Raw genomic sequence first — 14,795 nt, forward strand, 5'->3', positions numbered from 1 at the left:
TGATCTGCGGGCGGAACGGTACCTCCTGCCGGTACTGTGATGCCATGACAACGTCTCCTGAAACCGCCGTCCTGCCGAACTACGACTGGTCCCGGTTCAAGCGGGTTCTCGTCGTGGCGGCCCACCCCGACGACGCCGAGTACGGCCTGTCCTGTGCCGTGGCGATGTGGACCCGCGCCGGGGTGGAGGTCAGCTACCTGCTTCTCACCCACGGTGAGGCCGGTATCCGCCACCTGGATCCGGCGGAGGTCGGCCCGCTGCGTGCGCAGGAGCAGCACCGGGCCTGCGAGGCCGTCGGTGTGACTGATCTGACCCTGCTGCATCACCCGGACGGCCAGCTCATGGAGTCGATGGAGCTGCGCAGGGACATCGCGGAGCGCATCCGTGAGTTCCGGCCGGATACGGTCATCACCGCGAACTTCGAGCTCGAGGCCTACGGCACCTTCAACCAGGCGGACCACCGGGTGGCCGGGCTCATGACTGTCGACGCCGTCCGCGACGCCGACAACCCGTGGGTCCATCGTGACCTGGACCTGCCGGCGCACAAGACGAGCCGCCTGCTGGTGGTCAACCCGGGCGAGCCGACCCACCGCGTCGTGGTCGATGAGGAATCACACCAGGCAGGTGTGAGATCCCTGAGCTGCCACGAGGTCTATCTTGCGGCGCTGCCGGATCATCCGAAGCCCGAGGAGTTCATACCGGAGATGCTCTCCCAGCCGGACGGCGAGCACGCCGTCTCCTTCCGGGTGTTCGAGCAGATCTAGTCCCGTGACCGCCGCAGCGGCACGAAACGGAACGCGCCGTGCCGGGACACCGCCGACTCGTCCTCGGACAGCCGCTCAACCAGCAGCATGGTGCCGGAAACGGGGATGACCATCAGGCCGCCGATTCTCAGCTGATCGATGAGATCCTGCGGGATCTCATCGGCTTCGGCGGAGACGAGGATCCGGTCGAAGGGTGCCAGGTCCGGCAGCCCGAAGACCCCGTCGGTGGCCTGGTGGACCGTGATGTCATCGAAGCCGGCAGCCCGCAGATTGTTCTGTCCGAACTCAACCAGCTCGGGGACGAGTTCGACGGCGCTGACGGTGCCGCCGAGCTCCGCCAGCAGCGCAGAGGTCCACCCTGAACCGGAACCCACGTCGAGGACGCGGTGGCCGGGGTGGACGTCGAGAAGCGTGAGCATGAAGGCCACGGTGAAGGGCTGGGAATTGGTCTGGCCGTGCCCGATCGCGATGGGGGCGTCCACATAGGCCTCCCCCCGCGCATGGGCGGGAAGGAAGCCCGCGCGGTTGACACGCGCCATCGCACTACTGACCCGGTTGTTCATGAGGGCACCTCCGTGCGCTGACGCGGCATTTTCCGGAATCATAGCAGCTCAGCGCATGAAAAGGAACCCTCCGATCACACTTCGACGGACTCCCCGGGTCGCAGCGGCAGATACTCCAGTCCGTGTTCCTCGGCGAGCCTGCCCAGCAGGCCCCTGCGTAGCTTCAAGCCGAATTCGTTGTCGATGCCGTCGTGGACGCCGATGAATCTGATCGGTCTGCTGGCCCGGAGGAAATCCTCCACGTCCAGCATCTTCAGCCAGGGCGCGCTGACCGGAATGAGAGCGACCTCGACGCCTGCGAGCACGGGGAAGGAGTCGCCGGTGTGGAGGACGCGACCGTCGACAAGGAAACCGAGGTTTGTGGGGAGCGGCGTGGAGCGGGTGACTGTGCCGTGCGGCGCCTCATGTACCGCGATTTCGATGGCTCCGACGGTGAAGATGTCACCGTCGGCGACGGTGATGACATCGAGGTCGGTGTGGTCGGCCAGTTCGGCCGGCCCGTAGATCGCGATCTGCGGGTTATGCCGCCGGGCGGCGGCCAGGGCCTGCACATCGACGTGGTCGGGGTGGATGTGGGTGACCAGGACAGCGTCGACCTCGGCCAGGTTGTCCGGGACCTGAAAGGAACCCGGGTCGATGATGAGCCTGGACCGGCCCTTCGACAGTTCCACGCAGGAATGGTATCGGCGGGTGATCTTCATGGCCTCAATTGTGCCTGCCCGACCCGGGCCCGGCCACCGCTAGTTGGCGGGCAGCTCCAGCTCGACCAGATCCTTGCGGTCGGCGTCGTCCAGTTCGATCTTCCAGCGGAGGACGCCGTCGTCCTCGTCCAGCTCGGCCTGGTCGAGGATTCCGTCCGGGTGCTGGTTCAAGGCGTCGCGGATCGCCTCTGCAGCGGTGACGGTGGCGGCCTGTGCCTTGACGACGTCCTCATCCTCGCCCTCCCGCTCGTCCTCGCGGACGGTGCCGTCCGAGTCGACCTCGAGCTCGATGACCTCGTTGCCCACCACGACGTCGATGTCGTAGGTCTCGCGGTCGTCTTCACGGTCAATGTCGACGATGATTCCGTCGCCGTGCTGAGCGAGTACGGCGTCGATGGCGCCGAAGACCGGGTCGTCGCCGGTCTGTCGATCGGCGACGGTTGTTTCCGTGGCGGTGGACGTCTCGTCGGTGGCGGTGGCGGTGTCCGGTGTCGAGGCATCGTCGGATCCGGTGCATGCGCCCAGGAAAAGGGCGGCGCTGACGGTGATTCCTGCGGCGAGGATGTGGCGGGAGGTCATGGTTTTCTCACTCCTTGTTGAAGATTCGGCTTATGTGTCGATCTCTTTTCACCGTAGAGGATGAACATGGAGCGAGGAGGAGAGTTCTCAGGAGTTGGCGTCGATCCACTCTTCGACCACGGATGCGGGGACCGGGTAGAAGTCATGGGCGTCCACGCCGACGTGGAACTGCCGGCCGTCAACCACCTCCGGCTCATGGGTGTGGCCGTGAACCAGGAGCGTGCGGCCGTCGTCGACCGGCATCAGCGCGAGCATTTCCTCCGAGGCGTGGGGGTCCACGAAAGGGAAGGGATAGTGGGAGACGATGGCCTCGTTGCCGGCGCTGGTGACCAGCCGGTCGCCGGTCTCGGGGAGGATCAGGGCGAAAGTGGCTTCGTAGAGTGGTCGCTTGCGCTCCGCGTACCCGGGATCCTGGAGCAGGGAGATCGAGTCGTGGTTGCCGGGCATGAGCAGGATCGTGCCGTTGAGCTGCTGCGCGAGGGGTAGTGTCTCGGCCCGGACGCCCATCGCGAAGTCCCCGATGTGGAGCACCGTGTCCCCGGGATCCACCACGGCGTTCCACCGCTCGATCATCATCGCGTTCATCTCACCCACCCGCCCCTCATAGTCGCGGCCGAACACACCCGACATGTGCTCGTGCCCGAAGTGATGGTCGGAGGTGAGGAAGTCGACCGGGCGGTTGATGCCAGCGATGGTGAGCATGACGGCCTTTCCGCAGGAGTTACTCGTATCTCCAGGATAGGTTCAGACCGCTGCGTTCCGTACGGAAACGCCCGCCACGACACCGGGCGGGGCGGGCGTCGGGAAGCAGGGGGCTACTTCACGTAGGGCAGCACCAGGCGCGACTCGTGGAGGGCGTCGCGGTAGACGGTCGTGGTGGTGGGGCGGCCGATCGGCAGGTGGAAGGCGTCGGGCGGGAGCAGGGAGTTGTGCTCGTCGGACATCGGTTCGTTGTTGGACAGCTCGGCGAGGAGTGTGTGGCCGGGCATGAACGTGGCCGCGAAGGGGTAGATGCGGATGACGTACTCGTTGATCTCACCCGGGGTGACCGGGTTCTTCGAGGTGTGCGGGTGGATCGGGTTGCCCTCGGTGGAGCGGTCTTCATCGAGCTCGTTCTGGCTGGCCTTGAGATAACCGGTGGTCACCAGCTGGCGCCTGCCGTTGGGCGCGATGTCCCACAGGCGCAGGATGAAGTTGGTGTCGTCCTGGTCAAGGGCGGCGAAGATGTGGGCGGCGCCGGTGCCCATCATCTGGGTCGGCTCGGTGAACGTGGCGGTGGACCAGGAGATCATGGCGGTGTCATTGGTCAGCGTCATCGGCAGCTGGGTGAAGGACTCCGGTGCGGCGTACTCCGGCCCCAGCGGTTCCGGGGTCTGTGAGAGGACGTGGCGCGGGCGCAGGTAGAGGTTGCGGTACTCGATCTCCCTGGTCGGGAACTGCGTGCCGGTCTCCGTGTGGTTGGAACCCTCGACGTGGATGCTCACGGTCGGCCCGTCCATGACGCCGTTGTCGATGCCCTTGATCCAGTAGTCGTACCAGGCGAACATCTCGTCGTGGGCGTCGACGAAGGGGCGGGAGTTCATCGGCGGGTAGGGGAGGACGTCCAGCTTCTTCGGACCCTGGACGGTGTCGAAGAGTTCGATGGTGCCGTCCATGGTCCAGCCGCGGCCCTGGGCGATCTGCAGGTAGGTGGGGATCGTGATGTTCTTCGCCAGGGTGATCGGGTTGCGCTCCTCGTACCACTGCCCGTCCAGGTCGTTGAGGACGATGTCGAACCACGCCTCGTGGTTCTTGGGGTAGTGCAGGAGGTGGAACATGTTCGGCCAACCGGCGACGTCGGCGTCGGTGAGGCGTTCGGCCACGCGGGCCCGGACCTCCTCGGGGCTGAACTCCTCCAGCATGCGGGACTTCACGCCGTCGGTGAATGCCCAGCCGGAGTCGCCGCCACGGCCTTCCCGGGCGGCCCGCGGCATGAGCCACATGACGCCGCCGTGGTAGGTGGTCTCGTAGAAGTCGTAGTGGCCTCCGTTGACGAAGATGGCCTTCAGCGCCGGCGGGTTCTCTGCGGCCGCGAGGACGGACATGGAACCGAAGTAGGAGGTGCCGATCATGCCGACGTTGCCGTCGCACCAGGGCTGCTCGGCGACCCACTGGATGAGGTCGTAGGCGTCCTCGCCCAGGGAGGTGCCGCCGGCGTTGTAGTTGCCGATGTGCTCACCCTCGGAATAGCCGGTGCCGCGGACGTCGCCGATGACGTGGACGTAGTCCTCTGACACGACGCGCGCGATGTCGCCGGCCTCGATGCAGCCGTCCCAAAGGACTGAGGGGCGGTACTGGGCGGGCATGGTCAAGGACAGTGCCTGGAGTTCCTTGCCATAAGGGGAGAGGGCGATCAGCGCAGGGCGGGGGGTGTCGTCGGGCTTGTGGTAGACGTCGGCGGCCATGAGGGCGCCGTCCCGCATGGGAATACGCACGTCCTTGCGCACTGCGATCTGCTGGTTTCCGGCGGTGATCGTGGTGTAATCGGCCATGTGTGGGCTGCTCCTTCGCGTCCTGCACGGGGTCGCCAGGTGGGTTTTCCCAGAGGCGTGACATAGGACATATTATTATACTAAAGTGGTGTTAGCAAGGCCCGCCCTCAACTCCCTCCAGGAGAAACCCCCATGACCACTCCCGTTCACCCGCTCATTTCCCCGTGGGGCCGATTCGGTCTGTACACCTTCCTCATCGACGCCCCCTCCCTCGCCATCGTCGACACCGGCATCGCCTCCTCGCCGGCCGAAGGCATGGCCCCGGAACTGGCGAAGATCGGGCGTCGTATCGAAGACGTCGAGTGGATCCTGCTCACCCACGGACATATCGACCACATGGGCGGCGCCCACGCCCTCTGGGAGATGACCGGCCGTAAGGCCAAGGTCGTCCTCCATGAAGCCGATATTCCCCTTCTTGCTTCCCGACGCGCCCACGTGGACAACTACCTGGGCCTGCGCGCGCAGTACCTGGACAACCCGGACGCAGAGGCCCAGCAGACCGCCATGGCCCAGAAGGTCATCTCCGGCGAGATGCAGCCGACCGTGGTTGTCCGCGGCGGCGAAACCATCGACCTCGGCGGGGGAGTGACCGTCACGGTCCACCACACCCCGGGCCACACGGAAGGCTCCGTCGCCTACGTCATCGACGGCCAGAACGACGTCTTCGTCGGCGACGCCGTGCAGATCCACGGCGCCGCCAACGGTTTCCCCGGCTACGAGGATCCCGAAGCCTACCGCTCCTCCCTCAAGTATCTCCGTGACGTGCTCAAGCCCGACCGCATGTATCAGGGCCACCCCTACGGCAACGCTGTGGGCGAGCCCTACGGCGTCGAGCTGGACCGGGCCACGGCACACAGGGCCCTCCAGGACAGCCTGGACATCGAGGCCCGCATCCGTGCGGCCGTCCAGCGCCACGGCGCCCAGGAGACGGATTCCCCGTACTCGCCCTACGAGGCCATCGCCACCGAACTCGGCTACGAGAAGGACCCCACCCTGGAGCCGTCACCGTTCTTCACCACCGTGCACGGCTACCTCCACCGCTGACCACGCGTCGGCTGCGGTTGAGTCCGCGCCGGCCCCGGCCACCATTCTTTCGGGGTTGATCCTGATCTAGGCTGGCTGCATGCCCCCGGATCCCCGCTCCACCCGTCTGCGGCGCCGTGCCACCTTCTTCACGGTCGGCGTCATTACGATGACCGCCACCGCCGGTGCGGTGGCCGCGGCCACCCTGCACTCCGCAGATGACGCGGACCACCAGGGACGGTCGGAAGAGGCCTCACGGCCCTCGGCGCAGCCCCCGGTGGCGCCGGCGGTGGCGCCGGCGGTGGCGCCGGCGGAACCCGGGCCCGAACGGGCTGAGCCCCCGTTCGACTACGGCACCTGCCCGCCGGTCGCCCGCGCCTGCGTCGACCTCGACGGTCAGCGGGCCTGGCTGCAGGAGAACGGCGAGATCACCCACGGAGCGTTCCCGATCGGTCAGGGCGGCCCGGGCTACGAAACTCCGCGGGCCAGCTTCCACGTCTCCCGCAAGGTGGAGCATGACGTCTCCTACGTCTTCGACATGGCGCCGATGCCTTACGCCGTGTATTTCACCGATGTCGGCCACGCCTTCCATGAGGGAGATCCGGAGGGGGACTCCCACGGGTGCGTGCGGCTCGCCCCCGGGGTGGCGGAGATCTATTTCCATGAGCTGCAGGCCGGCGACATGGTCCACATCTACTGAGGTGATCCCGTTACCGCGGTTCAGGCCGGAGGGTTCAGAAGCGCAGCACCAGGGTGCCCGGATCGCGTCCACCACCGGCCGGGAGGAAACCGTGCCGCTCGTAGAGGTGACGGGCAGGATTGCCCTTCTCCACGCTCAGGCTGATGCCCGGCATGTTCTTCTCCCGCGCGAGCTCGATGATCTCCGTCAGCAGCTGACCGCCCAGGCCCATTCCCCGGTGTCCTTCGGCCACCCAGATGCTCAACTCGGGAATTGATTCATCGACGAAGCCGTAGCCGGGAGCGTCGGCGGGGAAGAAACGCAGCCACACCACGCCCACCGGCCCGCCGTCCTCCGCCACCAGCCCCTCGTCGGAGGCCACGTAGTGGGACAGCTCGGGTGTGGTCCTGATGTCGTCGAGGGCGATGCGGGGCCCGGCCCAGTTCACGTTGCCCAGGGTGGCCTGGGCGAGGAGAGCCTGCTCGTCGGCACGCAGAGGTCGGATGGTTGTCATGGTGGCCTGCCTACGGTCGATTCTCGCCGGGGGATGTGTTCCTGGCGCCATGATACGGCCGTGCCGAGCCGAAGACGGATGATTTCGGCACCTGTCCCTGCTCGGGGAGGTGGTGCCGCAGAGTTGCCGGCCGTATGAAGACGAAGGTGAAATGCCCCGTGTGGCCAGGTCCTGCGGGGCGCTGTTTTCCAGGACGTCTGCACGGTTTTGGCCCATCCCTTGTATACCGGAACGGCAAAGCCTTCCGAGGGCGCAGAAAGCACCTGACGAGCCCCGGCGGGCGGGTGGATTGATGCCGGTGGGGAAGTGGAAATGGGCAGGGGCATCCCGGCCTGGCGGAAGGGTTTCAGTGGACCGCGAAAAGCACGTCTTCCCCGGCCAGTACGCCCATCGCACTACGCGGACGAAGACTGACTTCGCCCTGCCCGATGCTTTCCCGTGAGAGCGCCACCTCGCCGAAATCAGCCACCTCGAGGGTGTAGGCAAGGCGATTGGCCGGAACATCCTGGAAGCTTGCCTCCCAGGAACACACCACGGTGGTCCCACCAGGTCCCTGGGAGCTGTCGCGGAAGGGCTCATGAGCCCTGAGATCAGACACCCCCAGTATCTCCCCTTCGGAATCCCGCAGGAGAACCCGGTCACCGGAGCTGAGCCAGCCGTCAAAATATGAGCACCGCTCCTGGCCTCCCCGCTCCCTGCTGACCTGGTCCGAGTGGCCGCTGACCGTCACCGTCAAGGCGGTGCTCGGTTCCAGTGATCCGCATCCTGTCAGACTCACGGAGGCGACGGCAGGAATGAGCACCCAGCTTTTCTTCATGGCGGCCCCGCATCCGGGACAGGGCCCTCCGCCGGCACCAGGAGGTTTACCCGACGTTGGCAGGGTGTTTCAGCAGGTCGCGTGACAGCCATGTCAGACCCCCCTCTGCCACGGCGAGGGGTTTTTCAGCGATCTGGCGCAGCTGAAAGCCTTCCGGGAGATCTTTGATCCCGGCCGCGGCTGCGGCGAGAAGGGGGAGAGCCTCGGCGTCGGCCCAGACGTGCACCTCGGGGAGGGCGATGAGTTCAGCCACCGTGATCACCCTGTCAATCAACTGGCGGGCAGTGACCTTGTCTGTCACTCCATCCACATACACGGCCCTGTCTGAGTATTCGGCCAGCGCATCGAGGGGGGAGCTTCTCCGGAGTCCAGGCATAAGAAAAGTCTAACGCATTCTGTGTCAAGTAACAGCTTATATTCATTCTCCGGTTATGAAAGCGTTACTCACCTGAAACCGTGGACGTGTTTGCCCGCTCGTGGAAGCCGAGGACGTTGTCATGGAGCGGTGTCCCGATGCAGCGGTTGCCGCAGTTGAAACGGCGATGGCAGGCAAGCTTGCCGGAGAGGCCTGACCATCTCCAGCCCGCCAGCAGCTTCCTCTCGTCCTTCCACCACTTCCCCGTAGGGGATACCTGTCGGCACTGCGACCCCCTCGCCAGGCGCACCTTGGCCGGGGTCCTCCTGCGGGCGGTGCGCAGGCCACCGCAGCTATGGTGTCAGCCGGCCTGGGAGCTCGAGGAAAAGATGACGTGAACGGGGCGCGCCGGTTTATCGCACCTTGATCTAGCGGCGGGTCCGGTTGGTGGAGGGTGGACGCGACCCGCATCAGGGGTGGGCCCGCACCTTTGAGCAGAAGGTTTCCGGAACCGGCCGAAAGATGTTGCCCGCAGAACTAAAATCATGGGCGTGACCATCCCCGCCAAGGGGACAGGTCGCTGCGTGATTTCAGACTTCCGAGCTTTTTCGCCATCGCTTCCCTCTGAATGCTGCATCCCTGAACAAGGAGAAACCAATGAAGGCTCTCGTTTATCACGGCCCCGGCCAGAAGTCCTGGGAGGACGTGCCGGACCCGGTCATCCAGAAGCCCACCGACATCATCGTGAAGATCGACGCGACCACGATCTGTGGCACGGACCTGCACATCCTCAAGGGCGACGTCCCGGCGGTCACCGAGGGCCGCATCCTCGGACACGAGGGCGTGGGCACGATCACCGAGGTCGGCGACGCGGTGACCACGCTCAAGGTGGGGGACCGGGTCATCCTCTCCTGCGTGAGTGCCTGCGGACGCTGTGACTACTGCAAGAAGGGGGTCTACTCCCACTGTCGTGCAGACGAGGGCGCACCCGGCATCGGCTGGATTTTCGGCCACCTCATCGACGGCACCCAGGCGGAGTACGTCCGGGTTCCTTTCGCGGAGACCTCGGTGCACAAGCTGCCGGAGGGGGTCAGCGATGCGGAGGGCGTGCTGCTCTCGGACATCCTGCCCACCGGCCATGAGATCGGCGTTCAGTACGGCAACGTCAAGCCCGGTGATGTGGTGGCCGTGATCGGCGCGGGCCCGGTGGGGCTGGCGGCGATGCTGACTGCTGGACTCTACGGGCCCTCCCGTGTCATTGCCATTGACCTGGATGCCAACCGGGTCGAGGAGGCGAAGAAGTTCGGTGCCACCGACGGGGTCCTCTCCTCCGATCCGGACTGGAAGGAGCAGGTGATGGCGCTGACCGACGGTCTGGGCGTGGACGTGGCCATCGAGGCGGTCGGCATTCCGCAGACCTTCACCATGTGCCTGGACATCGTCCGCCCGGCGGGCACCGTGGCCAACGTCGGTGTGCACGGCACCGGGGTCGACCTGCCGCTGGACACCCTGTGGATCTCGAACATCGTGATGACGATGGGCCTGGTCAACACGAACACCACCGATATCCTGCTGAAGATGGTCGCCTCGAAGAAGCTGGACGCCACCCCGTTCGTCTCCCACACCTTCAAACTGGCGGACATCCTCGAGGCCTACGATGTCTTCGGCCGGGCTGCGGAGACCAAGGCGCTGAAGGTGCTGCTGACCGCCTGAACATCCGGCCGCAGAGCCTGAAGAAACCCGGCCCCGGGAAAATCCCGGGGCCGGGTTTTCTGGCTGCCTGAGCTACGGCACGACAACCGTGTGGGTGTTGCCGACCCTGCTCGGCGCGGACTCCTTGAGGAACAGCGCGAAGAAGGTGGCCACCAGCGCGCCGCCGGAGGAGATGAACAGCGCGGAGGCCAGTCCGTACTGGTCGGCGACGGCACCGGTGATCACCGGGTTGAGGAAGCCGCCGACGAACTCACCGATGCCCACCGGCAGGCCGACTGCCAGTCCGGCGACGGCCGGGCGGACGGACTCGGCGGGGATGACGGACATCGCCAGACCGCCGACGCCCATGCCGGCGGCGAAGACGAACACCGCGAGACTGAGCAGGCCCGGGTTGGCGATGTAGACGAAGGAAATGGGCGCGAGTGAGGAGAGCAGGCCGAAGACGACCGCGGTGGGCTTGCGGCCGATCCTGTCGGAGATCAGCGGGACGACGAAGCCCCAGATGGCGGTGCCGACGCCGAAGGCGGCGAGGATGAGGCTCATGGAGCCGGCGGTCCAGCCGCGGATGTTGGTGAGGAACAGCGGGCCGAAGACCTGCAGGGAGATGAGGTAGACCATGAAGCCGGAGAACATGACGATGGACAGCAGCACGTTGCGGTTGCGCAGGACCTCGCCCAGGCCGGCCTTGTGGTCGGGGTGGGCGTAGTCGCTGGCCTCGGGGGTGACGGCCTGCGGCTCGCGCATGACCTTCCAGATGACGAACGCCATGATCAGGCCCGGGACGATGGTGAAGAAGAAGGCGGTGCGCCAGTCGAAGATGGTGGCCAGAGCGACGATGATGACGGGGGCGAGCACGCCGCCGAAGAGCCCGTTGGCGGTGTTCATGGTGAAGCCGAGGTTGAAGCCGCGGCGGTGCGGGGAGGACTCCATCGCCAGCACCGACTGGGTGACCGGGATGGTCGGGCCCTCGAACATGCCCATGAGCAGGCGCAGGAGGATCAGGTGCACGAAGGTGCCCACGAAGCCCTGCAGGAACGACGCCGCGGAGAAGGCGACCATGAGGACGACCAGGTAGAGGCGCTTGCTCTTGACGCGGTCGGAGATGCGGCCACCCACGATGGAGGCGATCGACCAGGTCAGGGCTGCGGCGCCGGCGAGCTGACCCACCTGCGCATTGCTCAGGCCCAGGTCCGCCTGGATGAAGGGCATGAGGAAGTTGATGATCAGGCGGTCGAAGAACACGAGGCCGACGGCGAAGAAGAACACCGTGACGAGCTTGTTCTCGTAGGACCAGAAGGACTGCCTGGGGGCTGTGGTGGATACGGTGGCGGTGGTCATGGTGGCCTCTTTCCGGGTCACATGAAGGGTCTGGGTAGGCGAAACGGCGCGCACCAGCAGTTGATGCGCGCCGTGTGCGGGTGGATCAGTTCAGGAAACGGGCGGTGTCGTGGAAGACCTCGTAGAACTCGGGGATCCACGAGAAGTTGACGACGAAGCCGTGGTTGGCGGCGTCGTAACGCTTCAGCTGCGTCTCGACGCCCGCCTCCCGCAGCTTCTCCGCGTAGGCCTCGCCCTCGTCGCGCAGCGGGTCGTAGCCTGCCGTGATGACCAGGGCCTTCGGCAGGCCGGAGAGGTCTGCACGCTTGATCGGTGAAACGAGCGGGTCGGCCGGGTCCGCACCGCCCTCCAGGTAGAAGGAGTTGAAGGGGGCGAGGCCGTTGTACTCCAGGCCGTAACCCTCCGCGTTCTCACTCAGCGAGGGCCAGCGGTCCTGGTCGAAGTCGAGGTCGACGGAGGGGTAGTAGAGGATCTGATGGGTGATCCGGTCGAAGCCGTCGTCGTGGGCCATGGCGGTGACTGCGGCGACGAAGTTGCCGCCGGAGGAGTCGCCGGCGAGGGCGAGCGGGGCGGCGTCGGAAAGCGAGCCGGCGACCTCGCGGACCACGGCGTAGCACTCGTTGAGGGCCACCGGGTAGGCGACCTCGGGGGACAGCGAGTAGCCGACGGAGATCACCCGCCAGCCGGTCTCCCTGGCCAGGGCGCGGGCGACGTGGTCGTGGGTGTCCAGGCTGCCGGAGAAGAACGCTCCGCCATGGAAGTAGACGATCGTCCCCTTCGGCTCATCGGTGTCGGCGTAGATCCGCACCGGGACATCCGCGAGGGTGGCGTCCCCGACGGAGGCGATCGGCGTGCGCTCCTCGAGCGGGGCGACGTGACCGGCCTCGAAAGCGCGCATGTCGGCGGGGTTCGGCGGGGTGGTGGAGGCCGGCGGGATCTGGTCGACGATCTTCTGGATCTCGGGGTGCAGGGTCATCTCTTCGCGTCCTTGAGTTGCAGGGTGTGGCGATGGCGCCCCCGCGCTGACCAGGCTCCAGGGGGTCAGCGGCGACGACGCCATCAGAATGTGGGGTGGTGGGACCGACTAGTAGTCGATCTTCTCCTTCTCGGGGAAGGCGGTCTTGCCGGCGGACTCCGCGTTCCAGGACTCGCGGGAGATACGCTGCAGCTCCTGAACCGGCTCCTTGCGCTTCGAGGTGTACAGCGCCAGCGCCTCGGCCACGGTGTCGGCCTCGACGAGGCAGTCGGCGAGGACACCGGAGTCGATGACCGCGGAGTTCGCGCCCTGACCCTGGTGGTGCAGCATGGCGTGGGCGGCGTCGCCGACGAGGACGATCGAGTCGGAGTTCCACTTGTCCTGCGGATCCAGATCGGCGGCGGAGCGCTGGTTGACCTGCTCCCAGTCGAGCTTCTCCACGATCCGGATCAGGCGCTCGTCGAAGTTCTTCAGCATCTCGAGCACCTCCGCCTTGGACACGTTCGGGTTCCAGGTGGTGTCCTCGTGCGGGACGGTGATGTCGAAGGAGATCTGGCCGTTCTCGCCGCGGTGGCGCAGCGGCAGGAAGTAGATCATCCGGCCGGTCTCGGCCTCCAGGTAGAGACGCAGGTTGTCGTCGACGAGCAGGCCTTCGCCCATGGAACCGTCGATGACCGCGCGGTAGGCGTGTGCGTGCTGCATGACCGGCTGGGAGTCGGACCACAGTGCGCGCACGCGGGACTTGATGCCGTCGGCGCCGACGACGATGTCGAAGGTCTCCTCCTCACCGTTGGCGAACTTCACGGTGGCGGAGTCGCCGTTGTCGGTGATCTCCTCGGCGCGGTAACCATACTGGAGGACACCCTCGGGAAGCTGGCTGGTCAGGGCGTCGATGAAGTCACGGCGGTGGATCATCCGGGTGTGGTGCTTCTCCTCGCCCTCCTCCAGGTGCGGCCAGACCTCGCGGTTGATCAGGTTGCCCTTGGCGTCGAGGATCTCGAAGTAGTCCGAGGGGGAGGTGACCTTCTCGATGGCCTCGAAGATGCCCAGCTTCTTGAACAGCTTGACCGACGCCGGGCGCAGGCCGATGCCGGCACCGACCTCACCGGATGCGGGGGCCTGTTCGTAGACCTTGACGTCGGCGCCGATCTGGGACAGAGCCAGACCAGCGGTGGCGCCGGCGTAACCGCCGCCGATGACGGCGATCTTGAGGTTCTTGATGTCTTCGGTCTTCATGGTTCTTCTCTTCTCCGTGAGGACGGCGCTAGGCCTGGGTGGTCTGCTGGGCGAGGTAGGAGTAGGCGTTGTCGTGGAAGATCTGGTGGATCGTGGCGTCGTCGATGCCGTTGCGCTTCAGGTCCGGGATGAGGACCTCGAAGATGTAGTTGATGGTGTGGCCCTTCACGCCGGGCCAGCCCAGCGGGGAGCAGTTGGCGTCCGCGGAGGCCAGGACCTTGTCCACGTGGCCGCCGGCCAGTGTGCGCAGGAAGTGGTCCATGCGGTCCTTGCGGGGGCGTGCCCAGAACGGCGGGTCCGGCAGCTCGGTCTCGTAGCCGAAGGTGTCGAAGCCCAGACGGCCGCCCACGTCGAGGATCCGCTCGGTCGGGGTCTGTGCGTGGTTGACCCCGTCATCCACGTGGCCGAACAGGACACGGTCGAGGTCGAGGCCCTCCTCCTGGAAGATGGTGATGGCGGGTTCGGCGTCGATGGCCAGGTGCGTCATAATGGGCACGCCGGTCTGGACTGCGGCCCGGGCTGCGGCCCGGTAGATGCGCTTGTCCAGCTCGGTCATGCGGCCACCGCGGGAGACGCCGACCTTGATCACGCCGGCCTTCGCGTTGGTGCCCTGGATGCCCACCGTGATCTCGTGGATGAACACCTCGGTGAGGTACTCGACGGACGCGCGCTCGAAGTGGGGCAGGGCGGTGTCGCCGCCGACGAAGCCGGTGCAGGCCACGATGTGGACGCCGGTCTTCTCGGAGAGGGACTGGTAGTAGGGGATGTCCCGGCCGTTGCAGATGCCGGTCGCGTCGACGAAGGTGGCGGCGCCGCCTGCGTTCTCGTGGAACCTGCGCAGCTTCGGGACGGTCTCCTCGTAGCGCACTTCCGGAGACTTCCACCATGTGGTGTCGAGCTCGGAGCCGGGCATGCCGTAGCCGATGTGCTCATGGATGGCGACGAACCCGAGTTCCTCCACCGGGATCGCGCCGAGGACGGTGTTGACGAAAGACAACGTGTGCTC

At 66.2% G+C, this 14,795-nt stretch carries 16 protein-coding genes; 4 read left to right on the forward strand and 12 right to left on the reverse strand.

Translation table 11 applies throughout. The features are described from left to right. Nucleotides 1-44: 44 nt before the first annotated feature. Entirely contained in the window at nt 45-764 is a 720-nt protein-coding gene (locus CETAM_RS04645) for a PIG-L deacetylase family protein (protein WP_156227425.1), read from the forward strand. Here CETAM_RS04645 and CETAM_RS04650 read toward each other — a convergent pair. From CETAM_RS04650 to CETAM_RS04670, 5 genes are all read right to left on the reverse strand, one after another. After that, entirely contained in the window at nt 761-1,327 is a 567-nt protein-coding gene (locus tag CETAM_RS04650; RefSeq protein ID WP_156227427.1) for a protein-L-isoaspartate O-methyltransferase family protein, read from the reverse strand. The genes CETAM_RS04645 and CETAM_RS04650 overlap by 4 nt on opposite strands. 74 nt (nt 1,328-1,401) lie before the next feature. Then, a complete protein-coding gene (locus tag CETAM_RS04655; RefSeq protein WP_156227429.1) occupies nt 1,402-2,028 on the reverse strand; it encodes an MBL fold metallo-hydrolase in 627 nt (208 codons plus the stop codon). 39 nt (nt 2,029-2,067) lie between these two features. Then, the gene (locus CETAM_RS04660; protein ID WP_156227431.1) at nt 2,068-2,607 is read right to left on the reverse strand and encodes a PepSY domain-containing protein; all 540 of its coding nucleotides are present in this window, start codon (nt 2,605-2,607) and stop codon (nt 2,068-2,070) included. A gap of 87 nt (nt 2,608-2,694) precedes the next feature. Then, complete coding sequence (locus CETAM_RS04665) at nt 2,695-3,309, reverse strand: metallophosphoesterase family protein (RefSeq protein ID WP_156227433.1); 615 nt, start codon at nt 3,307-3,309, stop codon at nt 2,695-2,697. Between the two features lie 113 nt (nt 3,310-3,422). Then, complete coding sequence (locus CETAM_RS04670) at nt 3,423-5,138, reverse strand: CocE/NonD family hydrolase (protein WP_156227435.1); 1,716 nt, start codon at nt 5,136-5,138, stop codon at nt 3,423-3,425. Nucleotides 5,139-5,270: 132 nt separating this feature from the next. On the opposite strand from CETAM_RS04670, the gene CETAM_RS04675 reads away from it, so the two are divergent. Then, nucleotides 5,271-6,182 (forward strand): MBL fold metallo-hydrolase, encoded by a 912-nt coding sequence (locus CETAM_RS04675; RefSeq protein ID WP_156227437.1) that lies wholly within the window; start codon nt 5,271-5,273, stop codon nt 6,180-6,182. 79 nt (nt 6,183-6,261) lie between these two features. Further along, entirely contained in the window at nt 6,262-6,861 is a 600-nt protein-coding gene (locus tag CETAM_RS04680) for a L,D-transpeptidase (protein WP_156227439.1), read from the forward strand. A gap of 34 nt (nt 6,862-6,895) precedes the next feature. Here CETAM_RS04680 and CETAM_RS04685 read toward each other — a convergent pair whose 3' ends face one another. From CETAM_RS04685 to CETAM_RS04695, 3 genes are all read right to left on the reverse strand, one after another. Beyond that, nucleotides 6,896-7,354 carry a GNAT family N-acetyltransferase gene (locus CETAM_RS04685; RefSeq protein WP_156227441.1) on the reverse strand — a complete coding sequence of 153 codons (459 nt, stop codon included), beginning with the start codon at nt 7,352-7,354 and terminating at the stop codon, nt 6,896-6,898. A 346-nt stretch (nt 7,355-7,700) separates the two neighbouring features. Next, the gene (locus CETAM_RS04690; RefSeq protein ID WP_156227443.1) at nt 7,701-8,171 is read right to left on the reverse strand and encodes a hypothetical protein; all 471 of its coding nucleotides are present in this window, start codon (nt 8,169-8,171) and stop codon (nt 7,701-7,703) included. A 46-nt stretch (nt 8,172-8,217) separates the two neighbouring features. Further along, the gene (locus CETAM_RS04695; RefSeq protein ID WP_156227445.1) at nt 8,218-8,547 is read right to left on the reverse strand and encodes a hypothetical protein; all 330 of its coding nucleotides are present in this window, start codon (nt 8,545-8,547) and stop codon (nt 8,218-8,220) included. 636 nt (nt 8,548-9,183) lie between these two features. Here CETAM_RS04695 and CETAM_RS04700 point away from each other — a divergent pair. Further along, nucleotides 9,184-10,239 carry a zinc-dependent alcohol dehydrogenase family protein gene (locus tag CETAM_RS04700; RefSeq protein ID WP_156227447.1) on the forward strand — a complete coding sequence of 352 codons (1,056 nt, stop codon included), beginning with the start codon at nt 9,184-9,186 and terminating at the stop codon, nt 10,237-10,239. A 72-nt stretch (nt 10,240-10,311) separates the two neighbouring features. Here the strand turns inward: CETAM_RS04700 and CETAM_RS04705 are convergent, their stop codons facing one another. From CETAM_RS04705 to CETAM_RS04720, 4 genes are all read right to left on the reverse strand, one after another. Beyond that, nucleotides 10,312-11,577, reverse strand: a complete 1,266-nt coding sequence (locus CETAM_RS04705) for an MFS transporter (RefSeq protein WP_156227449.1) — start codon at nt 11,575-11,577, stop codon at nt 10,312-10,314. Between the two features lie 85 nt (nt 11,578-11,662). Then, nucleotides 11,663-12,553 carry an alpha/beta hydrolase gene (locus tag CETAM_RS04710; protein ID WP_156227451.1) on the reverse strand — a complete coding sequence of 297 codons (891 nt, stop codon included), beginning with the start codon at nt 12,551-12,553 and terminating at the stop codon, nt 11,663-11,665. A gap of 108 nt (nt 12,554-12,661) precedes the next feature. Continuing rightward, complete coding sequence (locus CETAM_RS04715; RefSeq protein WP_156227453.1) at nt 12,662-13,789, reverse strand: FAD-dependent monooxygenase; 1,128 nt, start codon at nt 13,787-13,789, stop codon at nt 12,662-12,664. Nucleotides 13,790-13,817: 28 nt separating this feature from the next. Continuing rightward, nucleotides 13,818-14,786 carry a phosphotriesterase family protein gene (locus CETAM_RS04720; RefSeq protein ID WP_156227455.1) on the reverse strand — a complete coding sequence of 323 codons (969 nt, stop codon included), beginning with the start codon at nt 14,784-14,786 and terminating at the stop codon, nt 13,818-13,820. Between the last annotated feature and the right edge of the window lie 9 nt (nt 14,787-14,795).

It is taken from the genome of Corynebacterium comes (assembly GCF_009734405.1).
Taxonomy (GTDB): domain Bacteria; phylum Actinomycetota; class Actinomycetes; order Mycobacteriales; family Mycobacteriaceae; genus Corynebacterium; species Corynebacterium comes.